Genomic DNA, 21,968 nt, shown 5'->3' on the forward strand with positions numbered 1-21,968 from the left:
GGCTGAAAAAGGCGGATTCGGGCGGGAAATTTCATGAGAAATCGACGGGGGGCTTTCGATAATGGCTCCAGCTTCCCGTTCTTGTGCATGCCCATTTCCCGAAATCCGATGCCCTTCGAGTCTTGCCTGACCCTTCCGTCCCGTCATATCGGCCTTGCCGCCGCACACGCCAACGCGGAGCGCCAGGCGTGAGCGCGGTCATGACGCCCGCCGCCGCGGTCCGCCCGGTCAGCCTGCAAAAGGCCATCCCCGGTTGGCTGGTGCTGCTATGCCTGGCCCTGTGGCTGGCCGCCCTGGCCTGGGCGCGCTGGCTGACCTTGCCCGACGAAGGGCGCTATGCCGGCGTGGCCTGGGAGATGCTGCGCAGCCGCTCTCCCATGGTGCCGCTGCTGGACGGCATGCCGTACTTCCACAAACCGCCGCTGTACTACTGGCTGGCGCAGCTCAGCTATGCGCTCTTCGGCGTGCACGAATTCAGCGCGCGGGTGCCGTCGCTGATTGGCGCCTGGAGCGCGGGGGCCGGGCTCTACGCCTTTGTCTCGCGCTACCGGAACGTGGCGCAGGCTCGGTGGGCAGTGGCCATCCTGGGCCTGATGCCCTTGTTCTTCGGCGCCGCGCAATTCGCCAATATGGACATGCTGGTAGCCAGCATGATCACGCTGTGCGTGCTGGCCGCCGCCGATACGGCATTGCGGCGAGAAGCCGGGCGGCCGTTCCGCGCCATGTCGATCGCCACTGGCGTGCTGGCGGCGCTGGCGGTGTTGGCCAAGGGGCTGATCGGCCTGGCGTTGCCTGGCGCCATCGTGCTGGCCTGGGTGCTGTTGCGGCGGGACTGGCGGGGCATGCGCGCCTTGCTGTGGGTGCCGGCCTTGCTGGCGTTCGCGGTGGTGGCGGTGCCGTGGTTCTGGTTGATGCAGGCGAAGTTTCCCGGCTTCTATCACTACTTCTTCGTCTATCAGCACTTCGAGCGCTTCGCGCAAAGCGGCTTCAACAACGCGCAGCCGTTCTGGTTCTATGTCCCCATCGTGGTCGGGCTGTCGCTGCCGTGGTCGATCTGGGGCGCGTCGCTCTTTACGCCGGCATTCTGGCGTGAAGCCGACCCGCATGGCTTGCGGCGGTTGATGGCCATCTGGATCGCCGTGGTGATGGTGTTTTTCTCCATTCCGCAATCCAAGCTGATCGGTTACGTGCTGCCGGTGTTTCCGCCGCTGGCGCTGTTGATCAGCGAGCGCCTTGCACCGGCCTGGGCGGCGGGCAGGCGCCGGTGGGTGGTCATCGCGGCGGGTGTGGCGGCCGTCATCTGCCTGGGGGCGATCATTGCCGCTTCGACCAATCCGCGGGGCAGCGCGGGCCCGACCATGCAGGCGCTGCAGCGCGAAATGCGGCCGCAAGACGGGCAGATCGCGCTGCATGCGCTGCCGTTCGACCTGGGCTTCTATACGCAGGCCGAGCAACCCGCCTGGATCGTCGACAACTGGCAAGACCCCGAAATCCCCACGCGCGACAACTGGCGCAAGGAACTGTACGACGCGGCGCAGTTTGATCCCGTCGTGGGCAAGCGCGTGCTGGTGGATAACGGCGACTTGACGCCCCGCCTGTGCGCGGCCGCCGACGGCGCACGCTTCTGGATCTGGGGCAGGGACGACGACGCCTCGCGCTACCCGGCGATTGCCGGCGTGCCCGCACGTATCGCCGGCGACAAGCGGGCGGTGTGGCGCATCGACATCGATGCGGCGTTTCGCCAACGCATGTGCGCGGGCGGGCCGGCGGCGCGCTAGCCGTCGCGCAGACAGCCAAAGCCCAAGAAAAAAAACCGGCAGCCTGTAAGGGCTGCCGGTTTTTTGTCGTCCTGGCGGCGGGTGGCCGCCGGGCGAGGGGGCTTAGCCGATGGAGGCCAGCACCTGATTCAGCGTGGCGCTGGGGCGCATGGCTTGGCTGGCGCGGGCTTCGTTCGGCTGGTAGTAGCCGCCGATGTCCACGGGCTTGCCTTGGGCCGACTTCAGTTCTTCAACGATCTTGGCTTCGTTTTCGGCGAATGCGCCCGCCGCACCGGCGAACTGGGCAGCCAGTGCGCGGTCGTCGGTTTGCGCGGCCACGGCCTGGGCCCAGTACATGGCCAGGTAGAAGTGGCTGCCGCGGTTGTCCAGGCCGCCGACCTTGCGGTCCGGCGACTTGTTTTCGTCCAGGAACTTGGCGGTTGCCTGATCCAGCGTCTTGGCCAGGATCTGGGCAGTCGGGTTCTTGTACGCGCGGCCCAGGTGATCCAGGGATTCGGCCAGGGCCATGAATTCGCCCAGCGAATCCCAGCGCAGGAAGCCTTCTTCCAGGAACTGCTGGACGTGCTTCGGCGCCGAACCGCCCGCGCCCGTTTCGAACAGGCCGCCACCGGCAACCAGCGGAACGATCGACAGCATCTTGGCGCTGGTGCCCAGTTCCATGATGGGGAAGAGATCGGTCAGGTAGTCGCGCAGCACGTTGCCGGTGACCGAGATCGTGTCCAGGCCTTCGCGGATGCGCTTGACCGAGAACTTGGTGGCTTCAACCGGATCCAGGATGCGCAGGTCCAGGCCGCTGGTGTCGTGGTCGTTCAGGTACTGCTTGACCTTGGCGATGACCTGGGCGTCGTGGGCACGCTTTTCGTCCAGCCAGAAGACGGCGGGCGTCTTGCTGGCGCGGGCGCGGGTCACGGCCAGCTTGACCCAATCCTGGATCGCGGCGTCCTTGGTCTGGCACATGCGCCAGAGGTCGCCGGCTTCAACGGCTTGTTCCAGCAGGACCTTGCCCGAGGCGTCGGTAACGCGCACGGTGCCCGATGCGGGCACGACGAACGTCTTGTTGTGCGAACCGTATTCTTCGGCGGCTTGGGCCATCAGGCCGACGTTGGGCACGCTGCCCATCGTGACCGGATTGAAGGCGCCGTTCTTCTTGCAGTCGTCGATGACGGCCTGGTAGACGCCAGCGTAGCTGCGGTCAGGGATGACGGCCTTGGTGTCTTGCAGTTGGCCGTCGGCGTTCCACATCTTGCCCGAGTCGCGGATCATGGCGGGCATGGACGCGTCGACGATGACGTCGCTGGGCACGTGCAGGTTGGTGATGCCCTTATCGGAATTCACCATCGCCAGTTGCGGCAGCGTCTTGTAGGCGGCGTCGATGTCGGCGGTGATGGCGGCCTGCTGGTCAGCGGGCAGCGATTGGATCTTGGCGTACAGGTCGCCGATGCCGTTGTTGGCATCGAAACCGGCTTGCTTGAGCACGGCGGCGTGCTTCGCCAGCACGTCCTTGTAGAACACGGACACGACGTGGCCGAAGATGACGGGGTCGGAGACCTTCATCATCGTGGCCTTCAGGTGCACCGAGAACAGCACGCCGGTGGCGCGGGCGTCGTCGATCTGGGCCTGCAGGAAGGACTTCAGCTTGGCGGTCGACAGCACGGCGGCGTCGATGATCTCGCCGGCCTTGACCGGGGTCTTTTCCTTCAGCACGGTCTTCGTGCCGTCGGCGGCCGTCAGTTCGATCTTGACGTCGCCGGCTTCGGCGATCAGGGCCGACTTTTCAGTGCCGTAGAAATCGCCTTCGGACATGTGGGCCACGTGCGACTTCGAATCAGCCGACCAGGCGCCCATCTTGTGCGGGTGCTTGCGGGCGTAGTTCTTGACCGACAGCGGGGCGCGGCGGTCGGAGTTGCCTTCGCGCAGGACCGGGTTCACGGCGCTGCCCTTGACCTTGTCGTAGCGCGCCTTGACGTCGCGCTCGGTGTCATTGGCGGGAGCGTCCGGGTAGTCCGGCAGCTTGTAGCCCTGTTCCTGCAGTTCCTTGATGGCCGCCTTCAGTTGGGGCATCGAGGCGCTGATGTTGGGCAGCTTGATGATGTTGGCTTCGGGCTTGACCGCCAGCGCGCCCAGTTCGGCCAGGGCGTCAGAGAGCTTCTGGCTGTCTTCGAGGTAGTCCGGGAAGAGAGCGATGATGCGGCCGGCCAGGGAGATGTCGCGCGTCTCGACCGTGATGCCTGCGGGTTTGGCGAAAGCCTGGACGATGGGAAGCAGCGAACGGGTTGCAAGCGCCGGAGCTTCATCGGTGAGGGTATAGATAATCTTCGGAGTAAGAGACATGATCCTTGAATCTGTTCGGCTTCAGGCGCTTTTGGCGCAAACCCGAACATGCTAAGCGGCGTACGCCGGTAGATGTTATCGAGAGTGGGTTCGTATGGGCAGACGCGGATCAACGACCTGGATCTGTCCAAATTGGCCGGCGCCCGCCCTTTATTTGATGGCCGGTTTAACGGGCCATTCTGGGATGGTGCGACTGCCACGAATTGAACATTGTAATACCGCGATACGCCCGGCGCGCGGGGAAATGACCGCAAAAGGCCGTCTTATGGGCTCGATATCGCATCAATACGGCCTCGATATGGCCCAATAGCCGAATTTTGGCAACGAATGCGCCATGCTCGGAAGCGCATGCGGCCGCAACGGCCGGCAATGTGTGGGGAATAGGGCCTAACGTGGCGGCTTCCCGCGCGAATGGTGCATCGACTCTGGGCGAAGCCGGCCTGTCGTGGGCGATTTGACAAACTTTCGCGGCGGGTGCAAGCTGCGGTTCATGACTTCCCGCGCCGTTCGCATTTCGCTGATTATTACCATCATTCCTGGAATGGTGGGTTAGCGCGCGACCGCAGTCAGTCACAGCCACCCGCCCCACGAGGCGGGTTTTTTGTGGCCGCCTCTGCAAGGCAAGTATCCCAACGCAGAGAACCCCATGCCCGCTTGCACCCCCGCCGACTCCCTTGCTGACACTACGGACTTCCAGCAAGGCAATGCTTCGCCCATCGAATACCTGCGCCAGATCCTGACCGCCCGCGTGTACGACATTGCCCGCGAAACCGAACTGGACCCCGCGCGTGGCCTGTCGGCGCGGCTGAACAATACTGTCCACCTCAAGCGCGAAGACAACCAGCCCGTCTTCTCGTTCAAGGTGCGTGGGGCCTACAACAAGATGCGCAACACGCCGCAAGCGGCGCTGGATCGCGGCGTGATCACTGCGTCGGCCGGCAACCATGCGCAGGGCGTGGCCATTTCGGCTGCCAAGCTGGGCGTGCGCGCCATCATCGTGGTGCCGCAAACGGCCCCGCAGGTGAAGGTGGACGCCGTGCGCGCCCACGGCGGCCCGACCGTCACCGTGGTGCAAGCGGGCGATTCCTACAGCGATGCCTACGCCCACGCGCAAACGCTGGCCCAGCAACAGGACCTGACCTTCATCCCGGCCTTCGATGACCCCTACGTGATCGCGGGCCAAGGCACTGTCGGCATGGAAATCCTGCGCCAGCATCCCGGTGCGCTCCATGCGATTTTCGTGCCGATCGGCGGGGGCAGCCTGGCGGCGGGCGTATCGGCCTATGTGAAGACGGTGAACCCGGCTGTGAAGGTCATCGGCGTGCAGACCGAGGATTCCTGCGCGATGGCGCAATCGCTGCAGGCGGGTGAGCGCGTCAATCTGCCGGAAGTGGGGCTGTTTTCAGACGGCACGGCGGTCAAGCTGGTGGGCGAAGAGACCTTCCGCCTGTGCCGCGAGTATCTGGACGAAGTGATCTTGGTGGACACCGATGCCGTGTGCGCGGCGATCAAGGACATGTTCCTGGATACGCGCAGCGTGCTGGAGCCCGCGGGCGCCCTGGCGGTGGCGGGCTTGAAGAAGTATGTGGAACGCGAGGGCGCGCAGGGGCTGTCGCTGGTAGCCATCACCTCCGGCGCCAACATGAACTTTGACCGCATGCGCTTCGTGGCCGACCGTGCCGAGGTCGGCGAAGCGCGTGAAGCCGTGTTTGCCGTGACGGTGCCCGAAGAGCGTGGCAGCTTTCGCCGCTTCTGCCGCGTCCTGGGGCAGCGCAGCGTGACGGAATTCAATTACCGCATTGCCGATGCGCAGACCGCGCACATCTTCGTCAGCATGCAGATCGCGCGCCGCGGGGACTCGGCCGACATCGCGGCGGCGCTGGAAGAGCAGGGGTTTTCGGTCAACGACCTGACGAACAACGAAGTGTCCAAACAGCACATCCGCTACATGGTGGGCGGGCGTTCGCCCTTGGCGGCCGGTGAACGGCTGTTCCGCTTTGAGTTCCCCGAACGTCCGGGCGCGCTGATGAAGTTCCTGTCTGAGATGGCGCCCAACTGGAATATCAGCCTGTTCCACTACCGCAACCAGGGCGCGGACTTCAGCTCGGCGCTGGTGGGCATCCAGGCGCCGCTGGCCGACAGCGCGGCGCTGGACGCTTTCCTGCTGCAATTGGGCTACGCCCATTTCGAGGAAACCGGCAACGAGGCCTATCGCCAGTTCCTGATCTGAACGCGCGGCCGGGCTGCGGGGCGGACGTCATCCCGGTTTGCAGTTGGCCTTGGTGGGCAGGGACACGCCGGGCTGCAATGTCAGTGTGGCGCGGCCCTGCGCCTGCGTCAGTTGCAGGGTGCGGGCGCGCCAGGCCGGCACGTCGTCGAAGGCCACGTCGGGGCGGGTGGAAGACGTGGCCAGCGGGTCGGGCTGGTTGAATCCGAGCGCGGGCAGGCTCAGGCACGTGTCCTTGAAATCCAGCCGCGCCAGTTCGCGGCCGTCGCTCATGCGCACGGCGCGGAACGCGATCGGCGCATCCACGAATTTGGTGATTTCGGGTACGTACTGCTGGTAGCCGTGGGCGTCCTTGATGTGCGTGGCGGGCTGCACCACGACCACGTCGCGCCCGGGCGGGATGGCCAGATAGGCCACGTCGCCGTCCACATCCAGCAGCTTGCCGGCGCCCAGGTTCAGCGCCTTGAGCGGCGCGTGGCGGATCATCACGGTTTCGTTCCAGGCCGTTTCGACCCGCGTCCAACCCGGCAGCCGGGCCGCTTCGAAACGCGTGCCGTTCGGGCGGTCGCGGTCTCGCTTGTCGGACAGCGCCAGGCGGTTCACGCGCAGGGCGCCGTTGACGACCTGCAAATGGGCCAGCACGGGATCCGTGCTGGAACTGTTGAAGTAGGCCAGCACTGCATCCGTCTCCAGCGCCTTGGCCGGGCCCGCGCAGAAGAAGGCGCCAGCAGCGGTTTCCTTGCCGCCCGGGTACAGCAGTTTGCCGACCTCCGGGCCGCAGAGCTTATTGCCCTGGAAGGTGATCGTCGTACTGCGCGTGTTCTGCCGCTGGCCGGTATTCCAGTCGCTGCGCCCGCTGGTCGTGACTTCCACCACCAGGCCATGGTTGTCGTAGATCACGGACGCGCCTGCGGGCGCGGCAAGCATGCTGAGAAAAAACGCCATGGTGTGGCCCCTCGACATCGGTCGACTCCCTGGGAAGGCTAAGCGGTGACTATATACCGCCTTCGGCTATCGCCTTTACGCCCCGGCAAGTCCGTCGACGTGGACTTGCGCCTGGCCTTGCGGGCAGCGCTCCACGCGGGCGCGCACGCGGTAGACCCGGCGCAACGTTGCCGGCGTGACAACCTCGGCGGGCAGGCCTTCGGCTTCGATCACGCCGCCGTGCAGCATCAGCGCGTGGTCGGCGTGGCGCAGCGCGATGTTCAGATCGTGCAGCACGACCAGCGTGATCAGCCGGTGCTGGCGCGTCTGCCGGCGCAGCACGTCCATGACGTGAAACTGGTAGTTCAGGTCCAGCGCGGACAAGGGCTCATCCAGTAGCAGCAGGCGCGGGCGCCGCACCAGGGCCTGGGCTAAAGAGGCCAGTTGTTTCTGGCCGCCCGACAGTTCGTCCAGGTAGCGGCTGGCCAGCGTGGCGATGCCCAGATCGGCGATGACGGCCATGGCGTCGCGCATCAGGTCCTTGCCGCCTGCATCGTGGCGGCCTGACCGGGCCGCCACCAGCACGGATTCGAAGACCGTCATGTGCACGCCTTTGGGCAGCGCCTGGGGCATGTACATGGCGCGTTCGGCACGGCGCGAAGGCGCCGCTTGCGCCAGGTCTTCGCCGTCCAGCAGCAGTTCGCCACGCATGACGGGATTCAAGCCCGCCAGCGTCTTCAGCAGCGTGGACTTGCCGCTGCCGTTGGGGCCGAGCAGGGCGGTGACGGCGCTTTCCGCCAGCGGAGCAGCGGACAGCGCCTGCAGCACCGGCTTGCCGCCGTAGCCGGCGGTAAGCCCACGTATGTGCAGCGAGGTCATCGTCAGGGTTGCAGCACCAGCGTGCCGCGCATGTGCTGGGCGTGCGCCGGGAACGAGCAATAGTAGGTGTAGGGCTGGCCTGCGCGCAGGCGGCTGACGGGGAACGTCACCGTCGCGGTTTCGCCACCGCCCAGCATCGGGGTCTTGGCCAGGATGCGGGCGTCGCCAGGCGCCAGGAAGTCGTGTTCCGCCCCGGCCTTGATGCCGTCGACCATCACGGCATCGATGTCTTCGGTCTTGGTCAGCACCCAATTGTGGCCGGCCTTTTCCTTGCTGTTCTTGCCCGTGTGGATCAGGCGCACCGTGAAGTCCTGGCAGGTGGCCGGCACGACGATATGGTCGGGGCCGAACTGCTTGCCGGGCCGGCCTTCGACGTCGATGGCGCACGCATCGGGGGCGGCATGGGCGGCGCCGGCCATCAGCAGGGCAGCCAGGGTGAAGCACACGCGGGATTGCATCGGGGAAGTCTCCTTAGGGGATGCGGGGCGTCAGGCGCGCTTCAGGGCACGCACGACGATGGTGAGGAAGAACGGGATGCCGACCAGCGACGTCACGATGCCGACGGGAATCAACGCGCCGGGCAGGACGGTCTTGGACGCGACCGAGGCCAGCGACAGGATCAGGGCACCGGCCAGCGCGCTGCCCGGCAGGTAATAGCGGTGGTCTTCGCCCAGTAGCAGGCGGGCGATGTGCGGGGCCACCAGCCCCACGAAACCGATGGTGCCCACGAACGACACGGCCAGCGCCGCCAGCGCGCTGACGCGCAGCAGACTGACCAGGCGCAGGCGGCGGACGTCGATGCCGAAGCTGGCGGCGCGCTCTTCGCCCAGGCGCACGGCGGTCAGCTTCCAGGCGTCGCGCATCGAGAAGGGCACGGCCACGGCGATCGCGGCGGCCATGACGGCCACGGTCGTCCAGTTGGCGCGCGCCAGGCTGCCCATCGTCCAGAACACGATGCCCTGCAGGGCTTCTTCGCTGGCCACGAATTGCAGCAGCATCACCAGCGCCTGGAAGGAATACACCAGCGCGATGCCGAACAGCACCACGCCCAGCGTCGACCCGCCGCGCCACCGCGCGACGCGTTCCAGGATCAGCACCGACACCAGGGTGCAGGCAAAGGCGGAGATCGACACCACCATGCCGGGCGGCAAGGCGGGCAAGTGCCAGTCCAGCGTGATGGCCAGCGACGCGCCGAAGGCGGCGGCGGCCGAGACGCCCAGCGTGTAGGGGCTGGCCAGCGGGTTGTCCAGCATGGTCTGCATCTCGGCGCCGCCCAAGCCCAGCGCCACGCCCACCAGCAGCGCCATCAAGGCGTACGGCAGCCGGAACTGCCAGACGATGACGCGCGTGCCGGCGCTGGCCGTATCGGGATGCAGCAGCGTCTGCAGCAAGTCGGCAGGTGAGAGGGCGGCGGGGCCGCTGGCGATGTCGGCCAGCAGGCTGGCGGCAATGGCCAGCACCAGCACGGCCGTCAGCAGCAGGCGCTTGCGGACGGTGCGCCGGTAGGCGGCGATGGGGTCTTCCGGGGCGGCGGCAATGGCAGGCGCGGCCGCCGTGGTGGTGCTGAGCATGATGCGCCTATCGGGCAGGGGTGGCGGCCGGCGCCGTCCAATAGGTGCCCGCGTTGTCCACGTCCAGGAACTGGCGGTACAGCGCGTCCAGCGAGGCTTGCGGGTCCAGCGCGGCGGCGCGTTCCGGGTACAGCCATTTCGTCATGGCTTCGATGGCGACCACGTTGTAGGGCGAGTTGTAGAACGCGTGCCAGATGCCGTAGGCACGGTGCTGCTTCACGGCGTCCAGGTCGCGGATGCCGTCGCGGCCAAGCAGGGTGGACAGGCTGTCCGCCGATACCGCGGCAGCGGCGCCGGGGCCGACCAGCAGCCCGGGGCGGCCTGGTTCGGAACGGCTGCCGGTGGCGATATAGACGTCGGGTTTGGCGTCCAGCAGGAATTCCAGGCTGACGTCGCCAATGGCGCCCGGGAGCACGGGGGCGGCCACGTTCACGCCGCCGGCGGTTTCCAGAAGGTCGCCGAAGCTGCCGTTGCCGGTGGTGTGGCAGCAGGCGGGCCACACGCCTGCCAGCATTTCCACGAACACGCGCGGGCGCTGCGCCTGCGGCACGGGGTCGACGATCTTGCGCACGCGGGCCAGATGGTCTTCATAGAACGCGATGTAGGCGTCGGCCTCTGCCTGCCGGTCCAGCGCCTGGCCCAGGATGCGCATGCTGGGCACGGTGTTCTCCACCGGGTGCTGGCGGAAATCGATGAACACGATGGGGATACCGGCCGCCTGCAGCGCCGCGATCATCGGGTTGTTGCGGCCGGGGCCGTGGCCGCTCAGGCTGAACACCGCCACATCAGGTTGCAGCGACACGATCTTTTCGGGGCTGACGCTGGCTTCCGACGTCTTGCCGATCAGCGGCACGTCCGCCGCCTTGGGATAGCGCTTGACGAGTTGGGTCCACGAATAGGGGTCTTGCTGCTTCAGCTCGCCTTGCCATCCGACCACGCGGGCCACGGGATCCTTCCGGTCCAAGAGGGCCATGGCGAAGACGAAGCGGCCTTCGCCCAACAGCACGCGTTTGGGGTGGTCGGGCACCGTGACGACGCGGCCTGCCAGATCGGTGACCTGGCGGGCCTGGGCGCCGGGCAGGGCGCAAAACAGGGCAGTGGCGGCCACGGCCGCATGGAAGAGCTTGATCGCACGCATCGAAAAATCCCGGGTTGCGCCGTTGTCCGCAGGCTTGCAGGTAACGCGAACCATTCTTATCGACAAGCAGTGTCCACCAAGCCATCTCAAGAAAGCGTTAAGACGTGCGCGGTGTGGTGTGCGCGCTGCAAGCGGGGACGGAGCGCGGCGCCCCAAGGCAGGCGGGCACATACAATATGAGACTGATTTCCATTCCCTGCGGGCTTGCATGCGCGTTCTAGTCATCGAAGACGACCCTGACATCCTGGCGAACATCACGCATCACCTGACGCGGCGCGGCTACATCGTCGATTGCGCCGAAGACGGGCAGCGTGGCTACGCGATGGCGGCCTCGGGCAGCTTCGACCTGATCGTGCTGGACCTGATGCTGCCGCGGCTGGACGGCTACGAGCTTTGCCGCCGCCTGCGGACCGAAGCGACGTGCAATACCCCGGTGATCATGGTGACCGCGCGCGATACGCTGGACAACCGGCTGACGGGTTTTGACGCGGGCGCCGACGATTACCTGGTGAAGCCCTTTGCGTTGGCCGAGCTGGCCGCGCGGGTGAAGGCGCTGCTGCATCGCGCCAGCGGCGCGGGCGCCACGCGCGTGCTGCGCGTGGGCGACCTGACGCTGGACACGGGCACGCTGGAACTGGCACGCGCCGGCCAGCCACTGCGCCTGCCGCCGTCGCCGCTGCAACTGCTGACGCTGCTGATGCGCGCCAGCCCGTCGGTCGTTCACCGTGCGCGGCTGGAAGAGGCCTTGTGGCGCGATTCGCCGCCCGACAGCGACAGCCTGCGCACGCATATCCACCAGATCCGCCACGTGGTCGACAAACCGTATGACACGGCGCTCTTGCACACCGTGCACGGCATCGGCTATCAGCTCCGGGCGCCTGACGATGCCTAAGTGGACGGGGCCGGTGGCCCGGCGCGGGCTGGCGCGCCATCTGGTGCTGACTTACGTGGTGCTGGCCCTGCTGGTGGCGGGGCTGCTTTCCTGGCTGTCGGTCTGGAGCGTGGGCAAGCTGGAGGCCCACTTGCAGCGCATCGACATGGGGATGGCGGTGGAGCGGGTGCGCGGCGATTTCCTGGCGGGCATCGACCCGGGCCGGCCCAACCGCTTCTTTCATGGCGACCCCGGCAGCGAGGCCTTTCCCGCCTGGCTGCGGCGGCTGAACCCGGGTTTCCACAAGATCGAACGCGAGGGCCGCGTCTGGCACGTGATGGTCGATGACCGGGACGGCCAGCGCTACATGCTCCTGCGCGACTACACGGACTATGAACAAAGCCAGGTGGCGTCGCACTGGGCGGCCGTCAGCGGGCTGGCGGGTAGCCTGGCGCTTGCGTTCATCCTGGGCATCCTGGCCACGCGGCGGCTCTTGCGGCCCTTGTCGCGGCTGGCGGCGCAGGTCAACGCGCGGGGCGCGCAGCCGCCGCAGACGCGGCTGGCCGAAGATTATCCGCCGGACGAAATCGGCCAACTGGCCGCCGCGTTCGACGCGACGTACAACCAACTGGAACAGGCGCTGCGCCGCGAACAGCTGTTCACCGCGGACGTCGGCCACGAGTTGCGCACGCCGCTGATGGTGATCTCCAGTTCGTGCGAACTGCTGCGCGAGGAACAGGCGTTGGACGCCAGCGGCCAGGCGCGCCTGGCCCGCATCGAAGCGGCGGCGGCCGACATGGGCGAAAGACTGGATACCTATCTGATGCTGGCCCGCGGCGGCGACGCCGCTGAACGCTTTGCACGCGAAAGCGCCCACACCGCGGCGCGGGGGCAACTGGCGGCCTGGAGCGCCGTAGCGCAACGCCGCGACATGCGCCTGACGCTGGAGCTGGCGCAGCCCGAGGCCCCGGCGCTGCAATTCCCGGCGCCGCTCTTGCGTGCCGTGCTGTCCAACCTGATCCGCAATTCGCTGCAGTACGCCGGTCCGCGAGCCAGCGTCGTGATCACGGCCGGGCCCGACTTCATGCAGGTGGCGGACGACGGGCCGGGCATTGCCGCCGAGCGACACGAGGCCGTCTTCAGCCCCTTCGTGCGCGGCGAACAACCGGATGCCGGCAACCTGGGGCTGGGCCTGTCGCTGGTGCAGCGCATCTGCGCGCACCAGGGCTGGCGCGTGTCGCTGCAATCGGCGCCGGGGCGCGGCACCGTCTTCCGCGTGGATCTTGCCGCGCCGGCCAGCGCCTAGAACGACAGGTCGGCCGTGAAGGTGACGGTGCGGCCCGCACCCGGCACGCCATACAGCTGGAACCCGTCCAGGGACGCGCCCACGCGGCTGTAGTAGAACTTGTTGAACAGGTTGTCCACGTTCATGCCCAGCGTCACGTTCTTGTTCACGCGGTAGCGCGCCGCCGCGGAATGCAGCCAATAGGACGGCGCTTTCTCGTTGTCGCGCACCCAGACCGGATGCGTGCCGGACGGGCCGGATACGGTCGCACTATTGTTGTTCTTGCCGCCGACGTACTTGTTGTCGGTGTAGCGGCGCTTGCCCACATATTGCACGCCGTAGCTCAGCGACAAGTCCTCGGTGGCGGCATAGGTGGTCCACAGGTTGAGCGTCAGGTCGGGGACGTTCTTGGCCTCTTCGCCCTGGTTCGCGCCCTTGGTGATGCGGCTTTTCATGGCGCTCACGCCGGCGAACGCGGACCAGCGCGACGTGAGGTTGCCCGACAGGCCCAGTTCGACGCCGTCCACGCGCTTGGCGGGCAGGGCGCGCACCACGTCCGTGGCATCGTCGCCGTACTCCCAGGAGTCGGTCAGTTCGGTGCGGAAGACGGCGCCGGTCAGCGCCAGGTCGCTGCCGGCCAGGTCCCACTTGGTGCCCAGCTCCCAGGTCTTGGAGACGGCAGGCTTGTAGGTGTCCGAGCCGGTGGCGCCATAGATATTGTTGTTGGTGCTGGCGCCCAGCGCCGAGGGCTGGGCGGCCTGGCTGTACGAGACATAGACGCTGCCGATGTCCATCGGCTTGTAGGTCAGCCCGATACGGCCGCTCCAGGCGCCGTCGGTGACGCGCTGCGTGGTGGCGCCGGTCTTCTGCGTGACGCGGTAGCGGTCGTACCGTAGCGCGCCTTGCAGCATCCATTGCGGGTTGAAGGTCAGCGTGTCGCCGACGTACAGGCCGGTGTTGAAGATTTCGGCCTTGTTGCCGCCATCGCCTTTCACCGTATCGGTCCCGCCCATGTCGACCCCGCCGGTGTTGCGCAGGTCGATCACGGGGTTGCTGGACGGCGCGCGGATGGTGCGTTCGTGATCGCCGTAGGTTTCCTTGTAGAACTCCACGCCGGTCACCACCGCATGCTTGATGCCGCCCGTCTCGAAGTCCAGGTTCAGGTTGGTCTGGTTGGCCAGGATGGTGTAGCGCTTTGACGTCCCGAAATCGTTGCCGCGCAGTTGCGCGTAAGGCGACGGATCGGAGACGGGCTCGTACCCGCTGTACGATGGGATGCCGTCCGCGCTGTTGACGAGGGGGCCCGTGCCCACATAGCCATAAGACGTGCGCGAGGTGGAGTTGAAACGGGCGGGAGCCAGCACGCCGATGCGGTCCGTCTGCTGCCACCGGCTGATGTTGGACAGGCGCGCCGTATTCGTGAAGTCATGCTCGGCCTTCAGCGTGGCCTGGTCGGTGCGGGTCTGCTCGGTGTAGAGGTCGGGGTCGCCATACCAGGCGTTGCGCGACACGTTCGGCATGCGCTTGCCGCCGGTGCCGCGCTGGATCGGCACGCCGCCGTCGGGGATGTTGTCGTCTTCCTGATGCAGGTAGTTCAGCGTGACGCGGGTGGGCGTGCCCAGCCCCATCGCCAGCGACGCCGCCATGCCTGAGCGGTCGAAGTCGGTCACGTCGCGCTCGGCCACGCCGTTGTGATGGCGCATCAGGTTGATGCGCAGGGCGGAACTGTCCGTCAATTCCTGGTTCAGGTCGGCGGTGATGCGCCGGTAGTGGTCGGTGCCCAGTCCGCCGGACAGCTTGTAGAAGGAACCCAGGCGGGCTTCCTTGCTGGCCAGGTTGACGCTGCCGCCCACGGCCGACACGCCGGACTCGATGGAGCCCGTGCCCTTGAACACTTCGGCTTGTTCCAGGTTGAAGATATCGGTGCGGCTGGACAGGCCGGCGTCGCGGATGCCGTCCACGGTAATGCTCTGTTCCGCCGAGAACCCGCGGATGGTGAACATGTCGCCCCAGCCCAGGTTGCCCTCGCCGGAACTGAAGGTGATTCCCGGCACGTTGCGCAAGACGTCCTGCAGGCTCTTGGCCTGTTGCTCTTCCAGGACGGCACGCGGCACGACCGTGATGCTCTGTGGCGTATCCAGCAAAGGCTCGGTGAATTTGCCGGACTGCACGCGGTCGGCCTTGTAGGGCGGGGCGTCGGCTTGCACGGTGACCGGGGCCAAGACCGGCGCATTGTCGGCGGGTTGTGCCTGCGCGTGGGCCTGGCTGGTGGCCACCGCGCCCAGCGCCATGCTCAGGGTCTTCAGGGCATAGCGGCCCTGCGGGTTCGTTTTCTGTTGCGCCATGATGGGATCTTGAGTGCCTCAATGAGAATCGTTCCGGATTCTAAGGAGGGCGATCTCAAGATCTTGTTAAGGCGCGGGCGAACCTGTTTCATGGATGATTCGCCGTACCGGTGGGGCGCGTCACCGGTACGGGCGGGGCTTCAGTACGCCTTGCCCGAAATCTGCTGCGCGTATCCCAGGTCCAGCCACTTCGGGTCTTGCGGAATGCGGTCCAGGTTGCCCAGGTCGATCTGCGTTTGCAGCGCGTCTTTCAGCGCCTGCTCGGGCACGGCAACGGAATCGGCGAACACGCCGTCATCGATCAGGCGTTGCACCGAGGCGCGCACCACGGCCGGATCCAGGTTGGGGAACAGCTTGAGTCCGCTTGCCACCGCCGCTGCCGGATCCTTGCGGATTTCCTTCAGGGCACGGTCGATGCCGGACACGAACTTCTGCGACACCTGCGGGGAAATGTCCTGCCGCGTGGAGATGGCCGAGAACGTGTAGGGGCCGATCTCGCGCGAGAACGCGGACACGACCTTGAACCCCTGGGCTTGTGCCTGAGACGCACCCGGTTCGTAGAGCACGGCGCAGTCGGCCTTGCCCGAGCTCAACGGGCCGATCTCGTTGCCCAGCGGCACTTCCAGCAGGTCCAGGTCGCGCTTGGGGTCCAGGCCCGCATTCTTGACCAGCTTCAGGAATGCCGACGAACTGGTCGTGGGCATGGCGCCGGTGGCGACGGTGGCGCCTTTCAGGCTCTTGAATCCGTCAAACGTAAAGCTCGGCTTGCAGGTCAGCCAGACGCCCAGGCGGTTCAGGGTGCCGCCCACCACCTTCACGGGCGCGCCGCGGCCGAATGAAATGGCGGTCCATTCGGGGCCGTGGAGGGAAAAGTCGGCGCTGCGGGAAATGACGGCGGCCAGGGCATTGGTCGACGACGAGGCCACGTCGATGCGCACGTCCAGCCCTTCGTCCTTGAAGTAGCCGTGCTCTTCCGCGAAATAGACCGGCAGGTAGAACACGGATTTGAATGCGGCCGACACGACGGCGCGGTCGTTGGCGGCGAAGGCGGTGACGGACAGCAGCGAGGCGGCGGCGGCCGTGGCCAGCCGTACGGAGAGCGTTGTTTTCATGGTCGAGGAGAGCGGCGCGCAGGCGCGGTCAAAGTTTGAATTGAGTGGCGTAGGTCTGGTCTTTCCAGCGCAGCAGGCGCTTTTCGGCGATGTCCACCCCGGCATACAGGACAAAACCCAGCAGCATCAGCGAAAAGATGCCGACCCAGACCGTGTTCAGGTCATACAGGGACGAGGCGACGAAGATCACATGCCCCAGCCCATATTTGGACGAGATGAATTCACCGACGACCGTCCCCACCAGCGCAAAGCCGATGTTGATGCGGAACGTGCTGATGATGGCGGGCAACGCCGACGGCACGACGACCTTGCGGAAGATCTGGCGGCGGGTAGCGCCCAGCGACACCATCATTTTCTGGATGTCGGGGTCGGTGTCCTTGGCGGCCTGGAATGCGGCCAGCAGCGCCACGATCGACGTGAGCGACACCGACAGGGCCACTTTCGAGATGACGCCGGTGCCGAACCACAGGATGACCAGCGGCGCGAAGGCGATCTTGGGCACGCTGTTGATCGCCACCAGGAAAGGCTCGACCACGCGGGCGGCATAGGGCGAATACCAAAGGGCCAGGCCGGGCACGGTGCCCAGAAAGGTCCCGGCCACGAAGCCCACGGCCGACGCCCACAAGGTGTAGTTGGCGTGTTCCCACAATTCGCCGTTCTGGATCATTTTCCAGGCGGCTTGCAGGACGCCGGCGGGCGAGCCGAACAGGAAGCCCGACACCGCGCCGGTGCGCACGCCCGCTTCCCATGCGCCGAACAGCACGGCAAGGATCAACAGCTGGGTCGCCAGCACCGGGACGCGGAACCCCGCCGGGCGCGCAGGGCGCGTGCCGCCGGCGGCAAGGCGCGGGGCGGCGGAAACGGAAGGCTGGTTCATGCGTGGGTCCCGTCCTTGCGGCCGGTCTGTATGTCGAGTTCCTGGCAAAGCAGATCGAAGTAGGCAGGAAAGCGGCTGTCGTGGCGGGCCTCCAGCGGCGAACGCGTGCCCAGCGCGATGTCGTGCACGCTTTTCAGGCGGCCCGGGCGGGCGCTCAGCACGAAGATGCGTTCGGACAGCGCGATGGCTTCGTCGATGTCATGGGTGACCAGCACGACGGTCTTGCCTTTCTGGCTGACGGTGTCGGCCAGCATGGATTCCAGGAACAGCCGGGTCTGGTAGTCCAGGGCGGAAAACGGCTCGTCCAGCAGCAGCACGTCCGGATCGGGCAACAGCGTGCGGGCCAGCGCTACGCGCTGCCGCATGCCGCCGGACAACGCCTTCGGATAGCTGTCCTGGAAGGGCAGCAGGCCGAAGGTGTTCAGGTAGTCGCGCGCCAATTCCACGGATTCCGCGCGCGGCGTGCCGCGCAGTTCCAGGCCGACCAGCACGTTGTCCAGCACCGTGCGCCAGGGCATGAGCAAGTCGCGTTGCAGCATGTAGCCGACGCGTCCGCGCAGGTTGGGTAGCGGCTTGCCGTCCAGTGCGATCGTGCCCGCGTCATGCTCGAGCAGGCCGGTCAGGATGTTGAACAAGGTGGACTTGCCGCAGCCGGACGGTCCGATGATGCTGATGAATTCGCCGCTGGCGGCGTTCAGGCTGATGTCGTCCAGCACCTGGACGGGGCCGGTCTCGGTGACAAAGCGCTTGGAGAGATTGCGGATCTCCAGCTTTAAAGCAGGGGCAGGGCTCATGGCGGTATGGACTTCAGGCCGCCCTAGGCCGCGCCATGATCCAGTTCCAGCGCCACCACATCTTCGTGGGGCACCTCAAGCGCTTCGTTGAAACGCTTGAAGAAGCTGCAGAGCGCGATGCGGATGGTCAGTTCCACGATCTGTTCTTCATTGAAGAACGTTTGCAGCCGGCTGTAGAACGCGTCGCTGACCTGCGACGGGGTCAGCGTGACCAGTACCGCGTAGTCGCGCACGACCAGGTCCTTTTCGTCCAGGCCGGGCACCTCGGGCTCGAGCAGGCGGTCGATGGCCTCCTGCGAGATACCCTGCGCGGCCAGCTTGGGCGTGTGCAGCGTGACGCAATAGTGGCAGGCGTGCGCCTTGGATGCGGTCAGCAGCGCGATTTCCAGATGGCGGGGCGAGATCAAGCCGTCTTCACGCGACTGCACCAGGTAGGAAAAGAAGTGCTTCAACGCCGGGGGCCGCGGCGCGAAGGCGCTGAGCATGTTGGCGTAGGGGCCGTAGTCCTGCAGCAGTTGATTGAAGAGGGTGGCAGTAGCGGGATCCAGCTTGGCGGGATCCAGGGGGCTCAGGCGGGGCAAGGCGATTCCAGCGGAAGAGAAACGAACAATCCGGGAATCCTAGAAGACTGCCATCCTTCTGGAAAATACCGATATCACATATGTATATGGGTATACGTGCGTATCGGGCGTATCGGGCGTAGGGGGGGCGCCCAAAAAAATGCCGCCTTCATCGTGAAGGCGGCGGGTCCCGGTCAGTGCAGGATCTGGCTCAGGAAGAGCTGCGTCCTTTCATTTTGCGGGCGGTCGAAGAACTCGTCGGGGCTGTTCTGTTCGATGATTTCGCCGCGGTCCATGAAGATCACCCGGTTGGCGACTTTGCGCGCGAAACCCATTTCGTGGGTCACGCAGATCATCGTCATGCCGCTTTCCTGGGCCAGCGTCACCATCACGTCCAGCACTTCCTTGACCATTTCCGGATCCAGCGCGGAGGTCGGTTCGTCAAACAGCATGACCTTGGGGTTCATGCACAACGAGCGCGCGATCGCCACGCGCTGTTGCTGGCCGCCCGACAGCTGGCCGGGAAATTTCTTCGCCTGGTCTGGAATGCGCACGCGCTCCAGGTATTTCATGGCGGTGGCTTCGGCCTGGGCGCGCGGTTGCTTGAGCACCCACATGGGGCCCAGCGTCAGGTTTTCCAGCACGGTCAGGTGCGGAAACAGGTTGAAGTGCTGGAACACCATGCCCACTTCGCGGCGAATGGTCTCGATGTGCTTGATGTCATTGGTCAGCTCGGTGCCGTCCACGATGATCTGGCCCTGCTGATGCTCTTCCAGGCGGTTGATGCAGCGGATCATCGTGGACTTGCCCGAGCCGGACGGCCCGCACACCACGATGCGTTCGCCCGGCGCCACGTCCAGGTTGATGTTGCGCAGCACGTGGAACTGGCCGTACCACTTGTTCACGCCCTGCAATCGAATAATGGAATCCGACATGCTTGGTCTCCGTAAAGGGTTACCGGGTAGCGCGGCTTTAGCGCGCGTGCCCGGTGGCCAGCCGCTTTTCAAGCGCCTGGCTGTATTTGGACATGGAATAGCAGAAGGCGAAGTAGATCAGCGAGATGAAGAGGTAAGCCTCCACCCCGAATCCCCGCCAGGCCGCATCGGACAGGGCCGCCTTGGCCGCCAGCGTCAGGTCGAAGATGCCGATGATCACCACCAGCGACGTGTCCTTGAACAGGCTGATGAAAATGCCGACCAAGGGCGGGATCACGATCTTGAGCGCCTGCGGCAAGATGATCTTGCGCATCTGCTGCCAGTAGTTCAGGCCCAGCGAGTCGGCGCCTTCGTACTGGCCTTTCGGGATGGCCTGCAAGCCGCCGCGCACCGTTTCCGCGATGTAGGCCGCCGCGAACATGATGATGGCGATCTGCGCGCGCAAGAGCTTGTCGATGGTGAAGCCTTCCGGCAGGAACAGCGGCAGCATCACCGACGACATGAACAGCAGGCTGATCAGCGGCACGCCACGGATCAGCTCGATGTATACGACGCACAGCGCCTTGATGGCGGGCATCTTCGACCGCCGGCCCAGCGCCAGCAGCACGCCGATGGGGAAGGCGAAGGCGATGCCGAACGTGGCCAGGATCAGCGTCAGCGGCAGGCCGCCCCAGCGCGAGTTCTCGACGTACGTCAGGCCGAACACGCCGCCCCACATCAGGAGCGCCACGGCGGAGAGGCCTGCGGTCCAGATAAGGGCCAGCTTGCCGTTCCAGAAACGGCGCATGCCGCTGCAGGCGATCACCGCCACGAGGATCAGCGTGGCAAGGAGGGGACGCCATTGCTCGTCGAACGGATAGGTGCCGAACAGGATCAGGCGGTGCTTCTCGACGATGAACGCCCAGCAGGCGCCGCCGACCGAGGCCCGGCACTCCATGGCGTTGGTGGCGGTGAAGTTGGCTTTCAGGAAAGCCCACTCCACCAGCGCCGGCAACGCCATCAGCAGGAACCACGCCAGCAGCACGGTGATCAGCAGGTTCAGCGGCGACGAGAACAGGCGAGACCGTACCCAGGCCCAGGCGCCCACCTGGGTGCTGGGCGGGGGCAGGGCTTCGGTGAAGGAGTGCGTAGTGCTGCTCATCTCAACGCTCCACCAGCGCGATGCGCTTGTTGTACCAGTTCATGAATATCGAGATCGACAGGCTGACCGTCAGGTAGGCGCCCATGATGATGAGAATGCCCTCGATGGCCTGGCCGGTCTGGTTCAGCGTGGTGTTCACCACCGACACGATGTCCGGATAACCGATGGCGACCGCCAGCGAACTGTTCTTCAACAGGTTCAGGTATTGGCTGGTCATCGGGGGGATGATCACGCGCAAGGCTTGCGGCAACACCACCAGGCGCAGGACCTTCGCGCGCGGCAGGCCAAGCGAGCCGGCGGCTTCCCACTGGCCGTTGTTCACGGCCTGGATGCCCGAACGCACCACTTCCGCGATGAACGCCGAGGTGTAGACGGTCAGGCCCAGGAACAGGGCCACGAACTCCGGCGTCAGTGTGAGGCCGCCCGTGAAGTTGAAGCCCTTCAATTCCGGCATGTCCAGGGTCAGGGATGCGCCGCTTGCCAGCCAACCCAGCGCGGGCAGCAGGACGAGCAGCCCGAGTGCCGCGCGGCCCAGCGGGAACACGCGTCCGGTGGCTTCCTGCCGCTTCGTGCCCCAATGGCCCAGGAACAGGACAGCCATGATGGCCAGCGCCAATCCACCCAGGACCCAGTCCAGCGAAGCGCCTTCCAGCCCGGGCACTTTCAGGCCGCGGTTTGAAATGAATACGCCCGGCAGCGGGTTGTGCGCCTGGCGCGGCCCGGGCATGTTCTCTGTGATCAGCGCGTACCAGAAGAAGAGCTGCAGCAAGAGCGGCACGTTGCGCATCACCTCGACATACACCGACGTGATCTTCGCCACCAGCCAGTTCTTGGACAGCCGGCCGACGCCGATCAGGACGCCCAGCAGCGTCGCGGCCACCAGCGCAAGCAGGCCCACCCGCAGCGTGTTGAGCACGCCCACGAAGATGGCGCGGCCATAGGTGTCCGCCGGCCCGTAGGCGATCACGGACTCGCCGATGGCAAATCCCGCTTCGCGGTTCAGGAAGCCGAAGCCGGTGGCGATGTTGCGCATCGACAGGTTGTGGAGCGTGTTGTGCACCAGGAACCAGATGCCGGTCCCGACGAGGGTCAGGGCCAGCACCTGGTAGACCAGCGCGCGCGTGGCCGGGTCGTTCCAGGAGCCCCGGGGGGGGGGGGGGGGGGCCGCGGGGGGGTCTCTGTGGTTGGCCACCGTAGAGT

Annotated in this window: 18 protein-coding genes; 4 read left to right on the plus strand and 14 right to left on the minus strand. The window is 66.0% G+C overall.

The genetic code is table 11. The annotated features are described in order from the left end of the window. Nucleotides 1-200: 200 nt before the first annotated feature. Complete coding sequence (locus tag AC27VE_RS27665; protein ID WP_488705542.1) at nucleotides 201-1,778, plus strand: ArnT family glycosyltransferase; 1,578 nt, start codon at nucleotides 201-203, stop codon at nucleotides 1,776-1,778. Nucleotides 1,779-1,880: 102 nt separating this feature from the next. Here AC27VE_RS27665 and AC27VE_RS27670 read toward each other — a convergent pair whose 3' ends face one another. Next, nucleotides 1,881-4,109, minus strand: a complete 2,229-nt coding sequence (locus AC27VE_RS27670; protein ID WP_424626229.1) for an NADP-dependent isocitrate dehydrogenase — start codon at nucleotides 4,107-4,109, stop codon at nucleotides 1,881-1,883. 646 nt (nucleotides 4,110-4,755) lie between these two features. Here AC27VE_RS27670 and ilvA point away from each other — a divergent pair. Further along, entirely contained in the window at nucleotides 4,756-6,339 is a 1,584-nt protein-coding gene (ilvA, locus tag AC27VE_RS27675) for a threonine ammonia-lyase, biosynthetic (protein WP_280027668.1), read from the plus strand. 27 nt (nucleotides 6,340-6,366) lie between these two features. Here the strand turns inward: ilvA and AC27VE_RS27680 are convergent, their stop codons facing one another. From AC27VE_RS27680 to AC27VE_RS27700, 5 genes are all read right to left on the minus strand, one after another. Next, the gene (locus tag AC27VE_RS27680; protein WP_488705533.1) at nucleotides 6,367-7,281 is read right to left on the minus strand and encodes a hypothetical protein; all 915 of its coding nucleotides are present in this window, start codon (nucleotides 7,279-7,281) and stop codon (nucleotides 6,367-6,369) included. Nucleotides 7,282-7,356: 75 nt separating this feature from the next. Further along, nucleotides 7,357-8,139, minus strand: coding sequence for an ABC transporter ATP-binding protein (locus AC27VE_RS27685; protein WP_488705534.1), 783 nt, complete (start codon nucleotides 8,137-8,139; stop codon nucleotides 7,357-7,359). Nucleotides 8,140-8,141: 2 nt separating this feature from the next. Then, nucleotides 8,142-8,597, minus strand: coding sequence for an azurin (azu, locus tag AC27VE_RS27690; RefSeq protein ID WP_488705535.1), 456 nt, complete (start codon nucleotides 8,595-8,597; stop codon nucleotides 8,142-8,144). A 30-nt stretch (nucleotides 8,598-8,627) separates the two neighbouring features. Then, complete coding sequence (locus AC27VE_RS27695; RefSeq protein ID WP_088588077.1) at nucleotides 8,628-9,710, minus strand: FecCD family ABC transporter permease; 1,083 nt, start codon at nucleotides 9,708-9,710, stop codon at nucleotides 8,628-8,630. A 7-nt stretch (nucleotides 9,711-9,717) separates the two neighbouring features. After that, nucleotides 9,718-10,848 carry an ABC transporter substrate-binding protein gene (locus AC27VE_RS27700; RefSeq protein WP_488705536.1) on the minus strand — a complete coding sequence of 377 codons (1,131 nt, stop codon included), beginning with the start codon at nucleotides 10,846-10,848 and terminating at the stop codon, nucleotides 9,718-9,720. A 208-nt stretch (nucleotides 10,849-11,056) separates the two neighbouring features. Between AC27VE_RS27700 and AC27VE_RS27705 the strand changes: the two genes are divergently transcribed. Both AC27VE_RS27705 and AC27VE_RS27710 read left to right on the plus strand, forming a co-directional pair. Further along, nucleotides 11,057-11,740, plus strand: a complete 684-nt coding sequence (locus AC27VE_RS27705) for a response regulator transcription factor (RefSeq protein ID WP_488705537.1) — start codon at nucleotides 11,057-11,059, stop codon at nucleotides 11,738-11,740. Further along, the gene (locus AC27VE_RS27710; protein WP_488705538.1) at nucleotides 11,733-13,025 is read left to right on the plus strand and encodes a sensor histidine kinase; all 1,293 of its coding nucleotides are present in this window, start codon (nucleotides 11,733-11,735) and stop codon (nucleotides 13,023-13,025) included. Before AC27VE_RS27705 ends, AC27VE_RS27710 begins: the two co-directional genes overlap by 8 nt. On the opposite strand, the gene AC27VE_RS27715 is transcribed toward AC27VE_RS27710, so the two are convergent. From AC27VE_RS27715 to AC27VE_RS27750, 8 genes are all read right to left on the minus strand, one after another. Continuing rightward, entirely contained in the window at nucleotides 13,022-15,349 is a 2,328-nt protein-coding gene (locus tag AC27VE_RS27715; protein ID WP_488705539.1) for a TonB-dependent receptor, read from the minus strand. The genes AC27VE_RS27710 and AC27VE_RS27715 overlap by 4 nt on opposite strands. Before the next feature lie 140 nt (nucleotides 15,350-15,489). Then, entirely contained in the window at nucleotides 15,490-16,461 is a 972-nt protein-coding gene (locus tag AC27VE_RS27720; RefSeq protein WP_454676909.1) for an ABC transporter substrate-binding protein, read from the minus strand. Between the two features lie 28 nt (nucleotides 16,462-16,489). After that, entirely contained in the window at nucleotides 16,490-17,338 is an 849-nt protein-coding gene (locus AC27VE_RS27725) for an ABC transporter permease (RefSeq protein ID WP_088588070.1), read from the minus strand. Further along, nucleotides 17,335-18,132, minus strand: a complete 798-nt coding sequence (locus AC27VE_RS27730) for an ABC transporter ATP-binding protein (protein ID WP_280027686.1) — start codon at nucleotides 18,130-18,132, stop codon at nucleotides 17,335-17,337. Before AC27VE_RS27730 ends, AC27VE_RS27725 begins: the two co-directional genes overlap by 4 nt. Before the next feature lie 23 nt (nucleotides 18,133-18,155). After that, a complete protein-coding gene (locus AC27VE_RS27735) occupies nucleotides 18,156-18,713 on the minus strand; it encodes a carboxymuconolactone decarboxylase family protein (protein WP_088588068.1) in 558 nt (185 codons plus the stop codon). A 173-nt stretch (nucleotides 18,714-18,886) separates the two neighbouring features. After that, nucleotides 18,887-19,627, minus strand: a complete 741-nt coding sequence (locus tag AC27VE_RS27740) for an amino acid ABC transporter ATP-binding protein (RefSeq protein WP_006223019.1) — start codon at nucleotides 19,625-19,627, stop codon at nucleotides 18,887-18,889. 37 nt (nucleotides 19,628-19,664) lie between these two features. Beyond that, nucleotides 19,665-20,768, minus strand: a complete 1,104-nt coding sequence (locus tag AC27VE_RS27745) for an amino acid ABC transporter permease (protein ID WP_488705540.1) — start codon at nucleotides 20,766-20,768, stop codon at nucleotides 19,665-19,667. 1 nt (nucleotide 20,769) lies between these two features. Next, the gene (locus AC27VE_RS27750; RefSeq protein ID WP_488705543.1) at nucleotides 20,770-21,960 is read right to left on the minus strand and encodes an amino acid ABC transporter permease; all 1,191 of its coding nucleotides are present in this window, start codon (nucleotides 21,958-21,960) and stop codon (nucleotides 20,770-20,772) included. Between the last annotated feature and the right edge of the window lie 8 nt (nucleotides 21,961-21,968).

This window comes from Achromobacter sp. 18P8.1.1 (assembly GCF_057799415.1).